At 70.2% G+C, this 15,794-nt stretch carries 17 protein-coding genes; 1 reads left to right on the top strand and 16 read right to left on the bottom strand.

All coding sequences use genetic code 11. The annotated features are described in order from the left end of the window. Window positions 1-19: 19 nt before the first annotated feature. Genes Ato02nite_RS21945 through Ato02nite_RS21880 form a run of 15 tightly spaced genes read right to left on the bottom strand, consistent with a single transcriptional unit; the run spans window position 20 to window position 12,593 of the window. Window positions 20-1,237, bottom strand: a complete 1,218-nt coding sequence (locus Ato02nite_RS21945; RefSeq protein WP_213008466.1) for an NAD(P)/FAD-dependent oxidoreductase — start codon at window positions 1,235-1,237, stop codon at window positions 20-22. Beyond that, window positions 1,230-2,006, bottom strand: coding sequence for a thioesterase II family protein (locus Ato02nite_RS21940; RefSeq protein WP_213008465.1), 777 nt, complete (start codon window positions 2,004-2,006; stop codon window positions 1,230-1,232). Before Ato02nite_RS21940 ends, Ato02nite_RS21945 begins: the two co-directional genes overlap by 8 nt. Then, window positions 2,003-3,352: an acetyl-CoA carboxylase biotin carboxylase subunit gene (accC, locus tag Ato02nite_RS21935; protein ID WP_213008464.1), complete on the bottom strand. Its 1,350-nt coding sequence runs from the start codon at window positions 3,350-3,352 to the stop codon at window positions 2,003-2,005. The genes Ato02nite_RS21940 and accC overlap by 4 nt, the downstream gene beginning before the upstream one ends. 7 nt (window positions 3,353-3,359) lie before the next feature. Next, complete coding sequence (locus Ato02nite_RS21930; protein ID WP_213008503.1) at window positions 3,360-3,794, bottom strand: acetyl-CoA carboxylase biotin carboxyl carrier protein; 435 nt, start codon at window positions 3,792-3,794, stop codon at window positions 3,360-3,362. 32 nt (window positions 3,795-3,826) lie between these two features. Then, a complete protein-coding gene (gene accD, locus Ato02nite_RS21925; protein ID WP_246607299.1) occupies window positions 3,827-5,509 on the bottom strand; it encodes an acetyl-CoA carboxylase, carboxyltransferase subunit beta in 1,683 nt (560 codons plus the stop codon). Next, a complete protein-coding gene (locus Ato02nite_RS21920; protein WP_213008463.1) occupies window positions 5,506-5,835 on the bottom strand; it encodes an antibiotic biosynthesis monooxygenase family protein in 330 nt (109 codons plus the stop codon). The genes accD and Ato02nite_RS21920 overlap by 4 nt, the downstream gene beginning before the upstream one ends. A gap of 12 nt (window positions 5,836-5,847) precedes the next feature. Next, window positions 5,848-7,071: a ketosynthase chain-length factor gene (locus Ato02nite_RS21915; protein WP_281419770.1), complete on the bottom strand. Its 1,224-nt coding sequence runs from the start codon at window positions 7,069-7,071 to the stop codon at window positions 5,848-5,850. Next, window positions 7,068-8,333 (bottom strand): beta-ketoacyl-[acyl-carrier-protein] synthase family protein, encoded by a 1,266-nt coding sequence (locus Ato02nite_RS21910; protein ID WP_213008462.1) that lies wholly within the window; start codon window positions 8,331-8,333, stop codon window positions 7,068-7,070. Before Ato02nite_RS21910 ends, Ato02nite_RS21915 begins: the two co-directional genes overlap by 4 nt. A 2-nt stretch (window positions 8,334-8,335) precedes the next feature. Next, window positions 8,336-8,752 (bottom strand): cupin domain-containing protein, encoded by a 417-nt coding sequence (locus Ato02nite_RS21905; RefSeq protein ID WP_213008461.1) that lies wholly within the window; start codon window positions 8,750-8,752, stop codon window positions 8,336-8,338. After that, complete coding sequence (locus tag Ato02nite_RS21900) at window positions 8,752-9,093, bottom strand: TcmI family type II polyketide cyclase (RefSeq protein ID WP_213008460.1); 342 nt, start codon at window positions 9,091-9,093, stop codon at window positions 8,752-8,754. The genes Ato02nite_RS21905 and Ato02nite_RS21900 overlap by 1 nt, the downstream gene beginning before the upstream one ends. A 19-nt stretch (window positions 9,094-9,112) precedes the next feature. Beyond that, window positions 9,113-10,603, bottom strand: coding sequence for an amino acid adenylation domain-containing protein (locus Ato02nite_RS21895; RefSeq protein ID WP_213008459.1), 1,491 nt, complete (start codon window positions 10,601-10,603; stop codon window positions 9,113-9,115). Beyond that, window positions 10,600-11,052, bottom strand: a complete 453-nt coding sequence (locus Ato02nite_RS51780; RefSeq protein ID WP_246607298.1) for an SRPBCC family protein — start codon at window positions 11,050-11,052, stop codon at window positions 10,600-10,602. Before Ato02nite_RS51780 ends, Ato02nite_RS21895 begins: the two co-directional genes overlap by 4 nt. Continuing rightward, window positions 11,052-11,300 carry a phosphopantetheine-binding protein gene (locus tag Ato02nite_RS51775; protein ID WP_246607297.1) on the bottom strand — a complete coding sequence of 83 codons (249 nt, stop codon included), beginning with the start codon at window positions 11,298-11,300 and terminating at the stop codon, window positions 11,052-11,054. The genes Ato02nite_RS51780 and Ato02nite_RS51775 overlap by 1 nt, the downstream gene beginning before the upstream one ends. Window positions 11,301-11,313: 13 nt before the next feature. After that, window positions 11,314-12,336, bottom strand: coding sequence for a methyltransferase (locus Ato02nite_RS21885; RefSeq protein ID WP_213008458.1), 1,023 nt, complete (start codon window positions 12,334-12,336; stop codon window positions 11,314-11,316). Continuing rightward, a complete protein-coding gene (locus Ato02nite_RS21880) occupies window positions 12,333-12,593 on the bottom strand; it encodes an acyl carrier protein (protein WP_213008457.1) in 261 nt (86 codons plus the stop codon). Before Ato02nite_RS21880 ends, Ato02nite_RS21885 begins: the two co-directional genes overlap by 4 nt. Window positions 12,594-12,793: 200 nt before the next feature. Here Ato02nite_RS21880 and Ato02nite_RS21875 point away from each other — a divergent pair, with 200 nt between their 5' ends. Next, window positions 12,794-14,176: an FAD-binding oxidoreductase gene (locus Ato02nite_RS21875; protein WP_213008456.1), complete on the top strand. Its 1,383-nt coding sequence runs from the start codon at window positions 12,794-12,796 to the stop codon at window positions 14,174-14,176. Window positions 14,177-14,232: 56 nt separating this feature from the next. On the opposite strand, the gene Ato02nite_RS21870 is transcribed toward Ato02nite_RS21875, so the two are convergent. Then, window positions 14,233-15,564, bottom strand: a complete 1,332-nt coding sequence (locus Ato02nite_RS21870; RefSeq protein WP_213008455.1) for a cation:proton antiporter — start codon at window positions 15,562-15,564, stop codon at window positions 14,233-14,235. Window positions 15,565-15,794: the final 230 nt, after the last annotated feature.

Below are 15,794 nucleotides of genomic sequence, written 5' to 3'. Positions count from 1 at the left end.
CCCGGGCGGCTCGGCCGGGTCACCGGGCCGGGGTCAGCCCCAGATCGAAGATGGGCTGCAGCGAGTTCAGTCCCGAGATCAGGGTGATGAAGTCCTTGCGCGGGAAGAACAGCTTGGCCGGGTCGATCAGGGCCTGGGCGTACTCGTAATAGGCCTCGCGGTCGAGTCCGGCGTCGTAGAAGAACGTCACGAACGAGATGATGTCGGCCAGGAACCGTTTGTACGACTCCTCGTACCTTTCGAGCAGCTGCGCCTCATGGGCGGGATCGGCCAGGAGCGCGACGATCAGTTTCGCTGTCGCGCTGCCGGCCAGCATGGCCAGGGTGACTCCGGTGGAGAAGAGCGGGTCGACGAACGCGGCGGCGTCACCGACGAGCACCCAGCCGGGCCCGGCGAACTTCTCCGAGGCGTACGACCAGTCGCGGGCCGACCGGAACGCACCGACCCGGGGCCCGGTGAGCATGGCCTTGAGATGAGTGGACTCGGCGACCTTCCGCTCGAACAGCTGGTTCAGGTCGGTGCCGGCCTCGCCGGCGGCCTTCACCGACGACACGTAACCCACGCTGTGCGTGCCGTCGTACAGCGGGATGTACCAGAACCAGCCGTCCGGGACGTGCTCGATGAAGATGTTCCCCTCCTCCTCGCCGGTCAGCGGCGCACAGTCCTGGTAGTACGCCCAGACCGCGAGATTGCGCAGGTTCTCGTGCCAGTTCACCTCGGACAGGGCGCGTCCGACGACTCGGGACTGCCCGGACGCGTCGACCACGAACCGGGCGTCGGCCTCGGTCTCGGTACCGCCACGCGTGACGTAGCGCAGGCCGGTGACCCGGCCGTCGTGTTCGATCACCGACTTGACGGTGGTCTCCTCGATGACGGTGACGCCCAGCTCGCGAGCCCGGGTGAGCAGCAGGGCGTCGTAGTCGGCGCGCCGCACGTTGAACGCGTACGGGAACTCGGGCTCGCCCTCGGCGAAGGTGAAGGACCAGCGGCCTTTCTTGCCCCACACCAGGGAGCCGCCGCGCTTGCGGATGAAGCCGAGGTCCTCCACCCGTTCCCGGATGCCCAGCTCCTCCAGGACGCCGACACATCCGGTGATCAGGGACTCGCCGATGTGGTAACGCGGGAACTTCTCCTTTTCCAGCAGGAGAACACTCAGGCCCTGGCGGGCCAGCAGACCGGCGGTGGTCGATCCGGCCGGTCCGCCACCGGCCACGATCACGTCGTACGACTCAGTCACTGCGGTTTCCTTTCGGGGTTGGTCCGTCCAGGCCGAGATAGGCACTCAGGACGCGGATGACTTCGCTCGGATCGGCATGGTGAAACAGATGGCCGCCGGGCACGGTGTGCAGGTGAAACGGACCGCCGGGGCCACTGCCCCAGCGCCACATCACCGACGGGCCGGCGAGCGGGTCGCCCGTCCCGGCGATGGCGACCACGGGCATCGCGGGCCGGCCGGGCGGTGTGACCGGTTGACTGCTCAACCAGCCCAGATCGGAGCGCAGCACCCGCAGGAAGCGGCGCCGGGTGCGGGCATGCTCGCGGATCACCGCGGGCACTCCGCCCAGCGCGGCGAAGCGGTCGAGCAGTTCGTCGTCGCCGAGGCTGAGCCACGACTCGAGCCAGTGGCCGCCCATCGAGCCGGGCCGGCTCGCGGCCACGAACAGCCGTTCCGGGCCGGGATGTCCCAGCCGGAGGAGTTCCGGCACGACGGCGACCGCGAGGACGCCACCCATGCTGTGGCCATAGATCGAGTACGGGCGGTCGGCGGCGCCTCGCAGGATTCCGGCGATCTCGGCCACGGTGAACTCGGGTGGCTCGGCGGCCCGGTTCTCCCGCCCGGGCAGCTGGATCGGTTGCACCCAGACGTCGTCCGGCAGGAGCCGGCGCCACGGCAGAAAGGCGGTCGCGCCGCCACCCGCGGGCGGGAGGCAGAACAGCAGGTGACGGGCGGTTGCCGCGGGAGGCCCGCCGGGCAGCGCGGGGCCGGTGGCGCTCTCGGTGATCATGCGGGCCGTCGCCGGGTGAGGAAATCGGTGTGCGCTTCGCCGCGGCAGAAGACCGGGTCGTCCAGGACACCGCGATGGAAGTCGATCGTGGTGCGGAGTCCGGGGCCGTCGAGCCGCATCTCGTCCAGGGCCCGGCGCATACGGCGCAGAGCGGTGTCCCGGTCCGGCCCCCAGGCGATCAGCTTCGCGATCATGGAGTCGTAGTGCGGCGAGATCCGGGCGTCCGGCCGGCAGTGGGAGTCGACCCGGATGCCGGGCCCGTCCGGTGGCCGGTACGCGGTCAGAACGCCGGGGGTCGGGGCGAAGTCCCGGCCGGGATCCTCGGCGTTGATCCGGCATTCGATCGCGTGCCCGGTCAGGCTGACCATCTCCTGGGTCAGCGCGAGCGGCTCGCCCACCGCGATCCGGATCTGCGCGGCCACCAGGTCGACGCCGCTGATCGCCTCGGTGACCGGGTGTTCGACCTGGATGCGGCCGTTCATCTCCATGAACCAGAACTGGCCGTCGTCCTCGAGCAGGAACTCGACGGTGCCCGCCCCGCGGTAACCGATCGCCTCGGCGGCGCGGACGGCGGCCGTGCCGATCTCCGCGCGCCGGTCGGCGGTCAGGGCCGGGGACGGCCCCTCCTCGATCAGCTTCTGGTGCCGCCGTTGCACCGAGCAGTCGCGTTCGCCCAGGTGGATGACGTTGCCGTAGTCGTCGGCAAGGATCTGGACCTCGATGTGCCGGGGGCCGTCGAGGAACCGTTCCAGATATACCCGCCCGTCGCCGAAGATCGCTTGGGCGTTGCGGCGGGTCTCCAGGTAGGCCGTTCGCAGTTGGTGCGGGTCGCGGGCCACCGCGATACCGCGGCCGCCGCCGCCCGCCGCTGCCTTGACGACCACCGGATAGCCGATGCGGCCTCCGATGGTGAGCGCCTCGTCGAGGGAGGCGACGGCCTCGCTCGTACCGGGCAGCACGGGCAGGCCGGCCTCGATCATCACCCGCCGGGTGATCGCCTTGTCGCCCGCCGACTCCATGACGTCGGGCGGCGGCCCGATGAAGACGATGCCGTTCTCGGCGCAGATCTCCGCGAAGTACGGGTCCTCGGAGAGGAACCCGTACCCGGGGTGGATGGCCTGTGCCCCGGACTTCACCGCCGCCCCGATAACGTTCGGGATGTGCAGGTAGGACGCCTTCGCGGCGGCCGGCCCGATGCACACGGCGTCATCGGCCAGCTCGACGTGCAGGGAGTCGGCATCGGCGGCGGAGTACACCGCGATCGGGCTGATGCCCAACTCCCGGCAGGCGCGGATGACGCGTACGGCGATCTCACCGCGGTTGGCGATCAGCAGGCGCTCGAACATCGTGGCCTCAGCCTTCGAGCGTGACGAAGTCCATCAGGACCTCGTCGTACTCGACCATGTCGCCGTCGGCCGGGTGGATCGCGACGATCTCGCAGTCGGCCGGCGCGGCGACCGGGGCGAACAGCTTCATCGCCTCGATCAGGGCCACCTGGGTACCGGCTTTCACCCGGTCGCCGGGCGAGACGAACGGCGCGGCATCGGGTTCCGGGCGGGCGTAGAAGGTGCCGACCATGGGTGCCTTGAGCGTGCTGAGGCCGGTCTGCGCGGGAGCCGGCTCGGCGGGGGCCGCGGGCGTGACCACCGACTCCGGGCGGGACTGGCCGGGCTCCCAGTCGACATCGATCTGGCAGTCGCCGGAGCGGACGCTCAGCCGCGTGACTCCGGGCGGCAGCCGGTCGACGACCATTTCGGCGATCTTCCCGAGTTCTGCTAACGGCTCCATGCGCGGGCCTTTCTTCGCTAGCGGGCAATGGGTCAGCGGGTGCCGAGCCCGCCGTCGAAGGCGGCGATCCGGCGGTAGCGCGCGTCACGCAACTCGGCGGGGCCGAGACCGGCGAGATCGTCGAGGGCGGCGATGACGGCGGCCCGCAGCGTTGGGCCGGTGGACTCGCCGGTCTCCGGGATGACGCCGTCGACCAGCCGCGCGGCCAGCAGGTCGGCCGGGGTCAGGCCGAGCAGGCCGGCGGCGCGGGCGGCGGAGGAGGCGTCGCCGAACAGGATCGTGGAGCAGCCCTCCGGGCTGATCACCGAGAGGTACGCGTTCTCCATGATCAGCAAGCGGTCGCCCGCCGCCAGGGCGAGTGCGCCACCGCTGCCACCCTCCCCGGTGACGACGGTGACGACCGGTACCGGCAGCGTGGTCATTCGCTGGATGCACCGGGCGATCGCGTAGGACTGGCCGCGCTGCTCCGCTTCGACGCCGGGGTATGCGCCGGGTGTGTCGACCAACGTGACCAGCGGGAAGCCGAAGCGGGCCGCGTACTCCATCAGGCGCAGGGCCTTGTGGTAACCCCACGGTTGCGGCATCCCGAAGTTGCGCCGCGTCAGTTCGGCGATGTCGTGGCCTTTCTGGTGGCCGATGACCACAACGGTCCGGTCGGCCAGCCGGCCGAGGCCGCCGACGATGGCGGGGTCGTCGCCGCCGCCGAGCCGGTCGCCGTGCAGCTCCACGAAGTCCTCGAGCATGCCGGCGCAGTGGTCGAGCGTGGTCGGGCGGGCGGTGTCCCGGGCCCGGGCAACGACGTCGGACGCCGTGCGGTGCGACAGGCGGGCGGCGTCGGTGATCAGCACCGTATCCGACTGGCCCGTCGCCGGGACGGGAACGGACGTGGCGTGCATCCGCAGCAGGCGGCCCAGCGTCGGGCGCAGCGCCTCGCGCGGCACGACCATATCGATCTGCCCGTTGCGGTGCAGGTATTCGGCGGTCTGGAAGGACGCGGGAAGGGCCTGATGGATGGTCTGGCTGATCACGGCGGGTCCGGCGAAGCCGATGCGGGCGCCCGGCTCGGCGATGATCAGGTCACCGAGGGAGGCGAACGAGGCGGTGGAACCGCCGTACGTCGGATCGGTGTTGATGTTGATTACCAGGATGCCGGCCTCGTGCAGCCGGGCGAGCTCCTGGCTGGTGCGGGCCAGCTGCATGAGCGACAGCACGCCCTCCTGCATCCGGGCACCCCCGGAGGCGGCCAGGATGAGCAGTGGCAGCCGCCGCCGGAGCGCCTCCCGAGCGGCCATGCAGATGAGCTCACCGCCGGCGGTGCCGATGCTGCCACCGAGGAATCCGAAGTCGAGGATCGCGACGACCACCGGATGGTCCTCGATCGCGCCGGTGCCGCAGACGACGGCGGCCTGGTTGCCGGTGCGGCGCCGGCTCTCGGCCAGTCTCTGCGAGTAGGGCTTGGTGTCGTGGAACCGCAGCACGTCGTGGGCGGCGACGTCCGCGCCGAACCGGGCGAAACTGCCCGGGTCGAGCAGAGTGTCGAGGCGCTGCCGCACGGTGAGCCGGAAGTGGTGGCCACACTCCGGGCACACCATGGTGTTGCGTTCCAGGCGGCGTTGATAGATCGAGTGGTGGCAACCGCCGCAGCGCACCCAGCTGTCGTCGTTCCCGCCGAAACGGGAGATCCAGCGGCGGGTCGGCCGGTCGGTGACGGTCATAGCGCCGCCTCCCGCTGGTGGGTGTAGCGGGCGCGGCAGAAGACCGAGTCGATCTCGGCGATCTCCCGGCAGGCACGGAAGTGCTCCTGCACCGACGTGTGCCGCTGCATGGCGTCGAACAGCTCTTTGCTGCGCCACTGGGCGTAGTTGACGACGGTGGTGCCGTCGTCGCCGAGGTGGACGTTGGCCGAGACGAAGCCGGGGAAGTGCTGGATGATCTCGGTCGCGCCGAGGACCTCGGCATAGATGCGCGGCTGGTCGCCCGGTTTCACCCGGAAGATGTTGATCAGGGTGTAGTAGTCGTCGTCGATCCGGATGGTGCCCATGCGAGTCTCCGTTCAGTGAGCGGTCGGGACCGCGCGCAGCAGGAGCGCGGAGTTGAATCCGCCGTGGCCCCGGGCCAGTACCAGCACACTGCGGACCGGGGTTTCACGGTGCGATCCGCGGACGAGGTCGATGCGGTATTCGCCGGGTACCTCGGTGACGTTGTGGGTGGCCGGGATGACCTGGTCGCGCAGCATCAGTGCCCCACAGACCACGTCGAGCGCCGCGCCGCCGGCGTACAGCCGCCCGGTGAGCGTCTTGGGGACGGTGACCGGAACGCGGTGGTCGCCGAAGACCTCGGTGATCGCCGCGGCCTCGGCCGTGTCCCCACCGGTGGTGCCGAGCCCGTCGGCGAGGACCGCGTCCACGTCGCCGGGCGCGCATCCGGCGTCGTCGAGCGCGCCACGGATGGTGGCCGCCAGATTCGACGGCCGGCCCGAGCGCGGCGACGGGTCGAAGGTGGCGGCGTACCCGGCCACTTCGGCGTAGCCGTCCCGGCCGCGGCGGCGGGCGGTCTCCTTGGTTTCCAGGACCAGGATGGCTCCGCCCTCGCCGGCCACGTAACCGCCGGCTCCGGACCCGAACGGCCGGTACGCGGTGGCCGGGTCGTCCGCGGTGCTCAGCAGGCCGTTCGGGATCTGCGCGGTGAGACCCCACGGCGACAGCGGTGCGTCCAGGCCGCCGCTGATCGCCGTGCGCATCGTGCCGCGGCGCAGGTGGCGTCGGGCAGCGGCAAGCGCATCGAGGCCGCCGGCCTGCTCGGTGACCAGCACCGAGCTGTGCCCGCGAGCGCCGTGCCGGATGGAGATCTGGCCGGTGTTGACCGCGTAGAACCAGGCGAAGGACTGGTACGCGCTGACCCGGTGCGGGCCCTCGCTCCACAGCTTCTGCAGTTCCCGCTGACCGAACTCGAAGCCGCCGCAACCGCTGGCGGTGAGGACCCCGAAGTCGTACGGGTCGGTCTCCTCGGGTTCTGTGCCGGCATCGGCCAGGGCCCAGCCGGTGGCGGCGAGGGCGTACTGGGTGACCCGGTCGGTCTGCGGGACGAGCCGGCCGGGGACGTGCTCGCGCGGCTGGAAGTCGGTGATCTCGCCGCCCAGCTTCACCGGGTACGAGTCGGTCTCGAATCGGCTGATGCGGCGGATACCGGAGCGTCCCCGCAGCGTGGCCGCCCAGTATTCGTCGGTACCGAGCCCGTTCGGCGCGATCGCGCTCATCCCCGTGATCACCACGGTCACGAGGCACCCCCGGTGTAACGCCGGAGCACGGCCGCGCTCTGGAAGCCACCGAAGCCGCTGCCCACGGTGAGCACCGAGTCGTACCGGCCGGTACGGGCGATCAGGGGCACGTAGTCGAGATCGCACTCGGGGTCGGCCTCGTGCAGGTTCGCCGTCGGCGGGATCGTGCCGTGGTGGATCGCGAGGGCGCACGCGGCGATCTCGATCGATCCGACCGAGCCGAGCGCGTGCCCGATCATCGACTTGATCGAGCTGATCGGGATGCCGTACGCGGCGTGGCCGAGCGCGCGTTTGAACGCGTTGGTCTCGTGCAGGTCGTTCTGCCGGGTGCCCGATCCGTGAGCGTTGATGTAGTCGATGTCCTCGGGGTTGAGCTGGGACTGATCGAGGCTCGCGGTGATCGCCTCGGCCATCTCCTGTCCGTCGGCCCGCAGGCCGGTCATGTGGTAGGCGTTCGAGCGGGTCGCGAAACCGGTCAGCTCGGCGTAGATCGATGCCTGTCGGCGGCGGGCGTGTTCCAGCTCCTCCAGGATGAAGATTGCCGAGCCCTCGCCGAGCGCGAAGCCGTTACGGGTCAGGTCGAACGGGCGGCAGGCGCCGGCCGGGTCGTGGTTGTCGGGCGAGGTGGCCCGCAGGGCGTCGAAGCAGGCGTAGGTGATCGGCGACAGCGGTGCGTCCGAGGCCCCGGTGACGACCATGTCGGCGAGTCCGTCCTTGATCAGGTCGAACGCGTAACCGACGGCGTCCAGACCGGAGGTGCAACCGGTGGAGACCACCGCCGCCGGGCCTTCCGCGCCGGCCGCCCAGGCGACCTCGCGGGCCAGCGAGGACGGTACGAAGAAGTCGAAGAGGTGATCGGCGGCCCTGGTGTGGTCGACCAGCCAGCGCTGCCCGTGCTCGCTGACCGCGGCGTACTGGCTCTCCAGGCCCATCGTGCAGCCGACCGCCGTGCCGACGCTGACCGCCGTACGGCCCGCGGGTGGAGCCGTGCCGTCGAGCCCGGCGTCCTGCCAGGCCTCGCCGAGCCCGGCCAGGGCGAACTGAATCATCCGGTCCAGACCGGACGACTGCTCCGCGGTCAGGCCCGCGGCCAGCGGGTCGAAGTCGACCTCGCCGCCGATCCGGGACCGGTATCGGGAAGCGTCGAACATGGTGACCATTCGGGTCGCCGACCGGCCGGACGTGATCAGGTCCCAGAAGTTCTTGGCGCCGACGCCGCCGGGCGCGATCACGCCGATGCCGGTGATGACTGCTCGTCGCATGGTTACGCACCCACCCGGGGCGGCGCCGCGTCCGGATCAGGCAGGGCCTCCAACTCGACGTGACCCTGCTCGGGGCTGGGGGCCAGCGGTGTGACACCGAAGACCACCAGGGCCGGGCCGCCGGACACGTTGTGCATGCGGTGGGCGGTGCCCTTCGGGATGAGGATCGCCTCGTGCCGCTCGAGGGTGTACTCCTCGCCGTCGAGGGTCAGCCGCAGCGAGCCGTCGGCCAGGAAGACGAATTCGTCGGAGTACGGGTGCAGGTGGGCGGCGACGAACTCGCCGTCCCGGATCGACATGGTGCCGAGAAACCCGCTGCGGGCTCCGACCGTGCCGGCGGTCAGCAGAAATCGGATCTCCGCGCCGAGGCGGCGGCTGGGTGCGATCTCGCCCATGGCGACCTTGCGAAGTACGGTCATCAGAACTCCTCCGGTGCTTCCCAGCGGTAGAACTCCTCGGCCCGGGTGTCGGCCAGGCTGCGGGTGTCGGACCGGTACGGCGTGAGCAGCCGCCCCAGCCGGTCGCGGATCCGGACGAACGACGGGTCGGCCCGGGAGCTGAGGATCCGTTCGGTCAGGTCCTGTTCCAGCCCTTCGGCGCCGTCCACCACGTGGACGTACAGACCGTGGAAGGCGTAGAGCGAGCGCCGCCGGACCCCGATGAGCCGGGGCAGATCGGTGCGGTCGTGCTCGCTCCAGGCGTCGGCTACCGCGGCGGCGTTGTCGGTCGGCATCCGGTCGATGAAGATGACGCGCTGCATGGTGGCGGTCCTGTCGTGGTCAGCGTGCGGCGGTCAGCTCGGCCAGCTTCCGCCGGTCGAACTTGCCGTTGGCGTTGAGCGGAAGCTGTTCGCGGTGTTCGGTGGAGCGGGGAACCATGTAATGCGGCAGCCGTCCGCGCAGGGTCTCCCGCAGCAGTGCGTCGTCGAGCTCGACGCCGGTGTAGACGGCGTGCAGCACGGTCGGCGCGCCCGGGGCGGTTCGGGCCAGGACGACCACATCCCGTACCCCGGCGATGTCTCGCAAGGCCGCCTCGATCTCGCCCAGCTCCACCCGGTAGCCCTGGACCTTGACCTGATGATCCAGCCGTCCGAGGTGGACCAGGCCCGTGCCGGAACGACGCACCAGGTCGCCGGTGCGGTACCAGAGATCGGCGTCCACCGTGGTCAGCGGGCCGGCCGAGGTCGCGCGGCCGGCGTCGAGGTGGAGGAACCGGCCATCGTTGTCGGCCGGGTTCAGGTAGCCGGCGAACCGTTGTGTCCCGCGGACACACAGCTCGCCCTCGTCACCCGGGTGGCCGTCCGCGTCCACGATCAGCACGTCGAGTCCCGGGTACGGCTCGCCGATCGGCACCGTGCCGTTCGGGGTGACCACCTCCACGGTGTCCGGCAGGCGGTACTGCGTGCAGGCCAGGGTCAGCTCGGTCGGGCCGTACAGGTTCTCCAGGACGCTGTCGGTCGCCGCGGCCTGCCACGCCTGCGCCTGCTGGAGGGTCAGTTGCTCGCCGCAGAACAGGCTCCACCGGAGTGTCGGCATCGAGCCGGGCTTGAGTCGGCCCAGTTGCCGTGCCGTCGAGACGGCCGACGGCACGGAGAACCAGTGGGTGAGCCGCGCCTGTTCGGCGTACCGGGCCGGGGCGAGCAGGTCACCACGGGTCGCGGCGACCAGCGTCGCCCCCGAGCCCCAGGCCGCGAACAGGTCGAACATGGACAGGTCGAAGGTCAGGTCGAAGGTCTGCGAGACCCGGGCGCCCGGCCCCAGTTCGTACCGGTCGATGACGTGCTCGAGGAAGGCCGAGATGTGCCGGTGCCGGATCGGCACGCCCTTCGGTGTTCCGGTCGAGCCCGAGGTGAACAGGATGTAGGCGTCGTCCTCGAGGTCCGCGTCGAGCGCCGGCGACTCGCTCGGTCCGAGCCGGCGCGGGTCGTCGACCAGGTGAACGGGCACCGCCGAGCGGAACCGGGGATCGTCGGTCAGCACCGCGTCCAGGCCGGCCGCGGCGACCACGGCGTCGAGCCGGGCCGGGGGAAACGCGGGGCTCATCGGCACCACGGTGGCGCCCAGGCGCTGAATCGCCAGGTAACCCGCGTAGGCGGTGAGCGAGCGGTTGGCGTGCAGACCGATCCGGTGGCCGCCGCGCAGGACGGCGGCGATGGCGGCGGCGAGCGCGTCCAGTTCGCGGTAGGTCAGCCGGTCGCCGGACAGCTCGAGCGCGACCGCCTCCGGATCGCGGTCGACGCTGTCGGCGAACCAGCGGTGCAGGGTCTTCATGCCGTGGCCCGCTCGATCTTCTCCTTGATCGCGGCCATCTGGATGACGGTGTTGTCGTTGATGCGCTTGGTCATCGCCTCGTCGTCGAACGGAGCCTCGGGCCGTGCGGAGAAACGCTGGCGCCACCGCATCCGGGTGGCCGACTCGCCCTCGGCGGTGTAGTCCCAGCCGATGCACATGTATTCGAACGGGCCGGTCTCGACCCGGTGGGCCGAGACGGTGTGCTGGTCGGGATCGGTCACCCGCTCGCTGACCCAGCTCCACACGGTGCCGTCGTCGTCGGGCACCATGGTGAGACGGAACCGCACGCTGTTCGCGGTCTCGCCGAGCACCTCGACGCTGGCGTACTCGGTGAACAGGTTCGGCCAGCCGCGGACGTCGTTGGTGATTTTCCAGACGACGTCGAGTGGCGCGTCGATGATGACGAAATTGTCGGTGCTGCCGGCCATCAGACTTCCTCCTTCGTTTTCTGCGCGTGGGCCAGGACATCGGCGATACTCATCGCCGGAATTTCATCCGGCAGTACGATCCCGAATTCGTCGAGAAGGACCTTCTCCAGTTCGATGATGCCGATGGAATCCACTCCGAGGTCGGTCAGCGACGCGCTGCCGGCGTCCGCGATGACATCGGGTTCTAGTCCGATATTCACCTCGAGAATCCGGTTGATGTCGGCCCGTGAAACAGTGTGGGCAGTCATTTTCCGCCTCCGTTCAGATCGCTTCGCATTCGAGCAGGGTCCAGTGGTAGATCGGCGTCGACACCAGTCGGAACCCGGTATCGCTGAAAAGGGTGTTCCAGTCGTCGAGGGTCCGTTCCCGGCCGCCGTGCAGCACGAGCATGTCGAGGTCGAGGAACTTGCCGTGGTCCCAGCCGTTGCCCGGATCGAGCACCGAGTCGACGACCTGCAGACGGGCGCCGGAGTCGCCGATCGCCGCGCGGACATTGCCCAGCACCGTGCGGGCGTCCTCGTCGTTCAGGTCGTGCAGGACGGCCTTCAGGAAGTAGACGTCGAACCCGGCCGGGGGAGCCTGTTCGAGCAGGTCGGCATGCTGCACGGTGACCCGGTCGGCGAAGCCCTCGGCGGTCAGCAGGGTCTGCGCCTTCTCGGCGATCCACGGCAGTTCGATCAGGTGACCCCGCATTTGCGGGAATCGGGCAAGGACCTGGCTGAGGAAGTAGCCGTCGCCGCCGCCCAGGTCGGCGATGCTGGAGAACCGGTCGAAGCCCCACTCGCGCAGTTCCTCCTCGGCGAACTGCCGGCTCCAGTGCGACATGAACCGGTCGTAGCCGGCGTCGACCTCGGGATGGGTGTGCAGGTACTCGAGGAACGGCATGCCGAAGGCCCGGGGAAAGGCCGCCTCGCCGGTGCGGATGCTGTGCATGAAGTGCCGGTACGGGGCGTTGGTCAGCTCCGACCGGTTGTACTGGGCCAGGGTGAGCACGCCCTGTGGGTTGGTGGCGACCAGACCCTCGGCCAGTGGGGTCAGGGCGAACACCTGCTGCGGGCCCTCGGCGAAGATGCCCACCGCGGCGGCGCAGCGCAGCAGCCGGTACAGCGACAGTTCGTGCGTGGCGGTCTTCTCGGCCAGCGTCGCGATCGGCAGCGGGCCGTCCGCGAGCAGGGTGGCCACGTCGAGCTCAACCAGGGCCTCGACGATCTGGGACAGCCGGTTCGAGCAAGCCAGCAGGATCAGGTGCTGGGCGTGCAGGTCGTCCGGTATCGGGTGCGTCATTTTCCCCTCCGTTGGATGACGGCATTGACCGCGTCGAGCACTTCCCGCGGCGTTCGGTTCCGGTTCATGACGTCGTCGGAAAGATCGATTCCGTAGCTGGACCGGATCTGGCTCAGAACCTCGAGAAGCGCGACGGAGTCATATCCGAGATGTTCGAACATCACGTCCACGATGCGCTCGTCAAGATCTACGTCATCGGGTTCGCCCGCATGATTACGGGTCAGGTCCAGCAGCTCGTCGAGCTTGAATTCACCCATTCTTTTCTCGGTTCTTCAATGTCGCGGCGGCTATGGAACAAGGATTATCGGATTGCGCTCCGCGGTCAACCCCGGCTTGCTACAGCGGTCCTTCAGGAGTTCTTCAGTGCTGGACACATTGAATTTGACCGCTTCTATAGCGATCAGGATTAGGGTCCGTTGGCCGATTGTTCCGACGATTTCCGGTAAGAGGTGCCATCGTGACTTCCCGACCGGCCGGCCTGGCCCGGCTCCGCGAATCTCTGAACGGCCGTCTGGCCGCTCCAGGCGATCCGGACTACGAAGCGGGGCGCGGCACGTGGAACGCCGACGTGGACCGCCGCCCCGCTCTCATCGCCTGGCCGGCCGACGCCGGCGAGGTTGCGTCGGTGGTCCGCCACGCCCACGCGAACGGCCTGGCGGTGGCGGTCCGCGGCGGCGGGCACAGCCACGCCGGGTTCGGCGTGGCCGACGACGCGGTGGTCATCGACCTCAGCGAGCTGTCCCACGTCGGCCTGGACGCGGCCGGCCGCTCGATCCGGGTCGGTGGTGGCGTCCGGTGGGGAGCGGTCGACGAGCTGACTCAAGCCGCCGGACTGGTCGTCACCGGCGCGGACGTGCCCGAGGTGGGGGTGGCCGGAACCGCACTCGGCGGTGGTCTCGGCTGGCTGCAGCGCAGCGCGGGACTCACGGCGGACAATCTCCTCGAGGCCGAGGTGGTGCTGGCCGACGGCACCGCCGTACGGGCCGATCGTGCGAGTCACCCTGATCTGTTCTGGGCGCTGCGTGGCGGCGGTGGCAGCTTCGGCGTCGTGACCGGCCTACAGCTGCGCGTCCATCCGCTGCGCCGGCTGACCGGCTTGATCGCTCTGCACCCGCTCGACCGGGCGCAGAGCTGGCTGGACGAGTACGCCGTGCGATGCGCCACCCTGTCCCGCTCCGTCGCGGTTCGGCTGACACTGGGCAGCGCGCCACCCGCCCCCTTCGTGCCGGAGCCATGGCGGTTCCGCCCGGTTCTGATGGTGGTCGCGGCCGCCCTCGGCGACGCCGCCGCTGAACTCGACGGTCTCTCGGCGATCGGCGAGCCGATCGTGCGGCTGTCGCGGGCCCTCCGCTACACCGAACTGCAGGAACCGGCCGGCCGGGTGCCGCGGCGGCAGCGGGCCCGCGGGCGCAGCGCGTTCGTCACCGGCCTCGGCGACGGACTGGTGGCCGATCTGATCGAGGCGGCCGGCTCGGCGCCGTCACCGTTCAGCATGATCCAGATTCAGCTGATGGGTGGCGCCATCGCCGACGTCGACGCGTCGGCGAGCGCGGTGCCGTACCGCTGGGCGGCTCACCACGTGGCGGCCCACGCCCTCGCCGCGCCGGATGACCCGGCCGACCTGGACAGCTGGGCCGAACTGGTCGGGACACGCCTCGGCCGGCACGGCACCGGTGGCCCGTACGTCAACTTCGTCACCGGCACCGAGACAGCCGGTGACGTGCGGCGCATCTTCGGGGAGGCCGGTCACGCCCGCCTGGCCTCCGTCAAGCAGGCGTACGACCGGGACGACGTCTTCCGGTGCGGCCTGCCCCTCGCCTCGGTCGCGTCCCCCGCGTGACCGAGGGCGGCCCGGGTGGTTCCGGTGGAACCACCCGGGCCGCGCGGGCGGAGGAGTCAAGACCTCATTGCCGGGTCGGTGATGCCCCGGTTCTGCGCGCGCAGCACCTCCTCCGCGGACTCGTCCACGTGGCGCATCGTGACCCGCAGCAGCGGCGGCGCCATCACCGACGTCGCGATGGCCACCAGCACCACGATCGTGTAAGCCGCGGGGGTGAGAACGCCGAGCCGTAGGCCGGTGAGTGCCACGATGATCTCGATGACGCCGCGTGCGTTGAGCCCGGCGCCGATCGCGAGCGACTCGGCCGGGCTCAACCGGCTCAGCCGGGCGCCGGCGTAGACGCCGCCCAGTTTTCCGGCGATCGCCACCAGCAGGACCGCCAGACCGGCCAGCGCGACCGGCAGGGTTGCCAGGGACGCCACGTCCATGCGGAGCCCGGCGGTGGCGAAGAACAGCGGTGCCAGCACCGCCATCACCACGGTCCGCAGCGGGGCGAGCCGCCGTGGGTCGATCCGGCCGAACGTGCCGATCAGGATGCCGGCCACGAACGCGCCGAACACGGCCTCGAGCTTGAGCGCCTGTGCCGCGGCGGCCGTGGCGACCAGGATGGTCACCACGCCGGTGGTGGTCGGGACGACGTCGCCCGGTCTGCGGTCGAAGCGCCGCACCAGCCGCGCCAGCAGCGGGACGACCAGAACCGCGCCGGCGATCAGCAGCCACGGCCGGGCCAGGGTGAGCGCGAGCGCGCCGCCGCTGATACCGGCCGTGACCATCGCCGAGACGATCGACAGCAGCAGCCAGCCGACGATGTCGTCGATGGTGCTCGCGGCCAGGGTGAGCTGACCGACATTGCGGTGGGTCAGGCCCATCTCGCCGAGTGTCTTGGCGATGACCGGGATCGCGCTGACGCACATGGTCACGCCCATGAAGAGTACGAAACTCCAGCGGTCGACGTGTGTTCCGCGCAGAGCCGCGGGGAGTACGAGGCCGAGGGCGACGCCGAGACCCAGGGGCACGATCAGACCGAAGCCCCCGATGCGGAGCGCGGTCGTTCCGCGCCGGAGAACCAGCCCGAGATCCATCTCCATGCCGGTGAGGCCGACCAGCAGGATGACGCCGACCTGCCCGATCGCGTCGAGGAGGTGGAACTGCTCGCTCACCTGCGGGAATAGCCTGTTCCACAGGGCCGGCGCGAGATGTCCGAGAACCGACGGGCCGGCCACGACGCCCGCGCACAGCTCACCCACGATCGCGGGCAGCCCGGCCCGAACGGCGAGCCGGCCCAGCACGAGGGCCAGCGCGAGCAGGACGGCAACCTGTAGCAACAGATTCAGGGCAGACTCCGGGGCGAGTAGGCCCACCGGAGGGTGCACCGCGCTAATGATCATCGGATCTCCGTTCTCGTTGCGCCGCGAGGGGCTCCGAGGGCGGAGAGAAGATTTGCCAGCCCTGGCTCTGCCGGCTGAGCGCCACCCCGAAGTGGAAAGCGCCCGCGAAGATCATTCCGTCCCAGAACGTGCGTAGAGTCGCCGAAATCCAATTCTTGGCGGGAGTACCTCGGGTGTGCATCCGGCCCACTCGCTTTCTGCGGGGTTCGCGTGAGCCCGATGCTGAAACG

Source organism: Paractinoplanes toevensis, from assembly GCF_018332695.1.
Taxonomy (GTDB): Bacteria; Actinomycetota; Actinomycetes; order Mycobacteriales; family Micromonosporaceae; genus Actinoplanes; species Actinoplanes toevensis.
The sequence above is the reverse complement of the archived record's forward strand: the minus strand, read 5'-3'. Positions and strand labels throughout refer to the sequence as shown.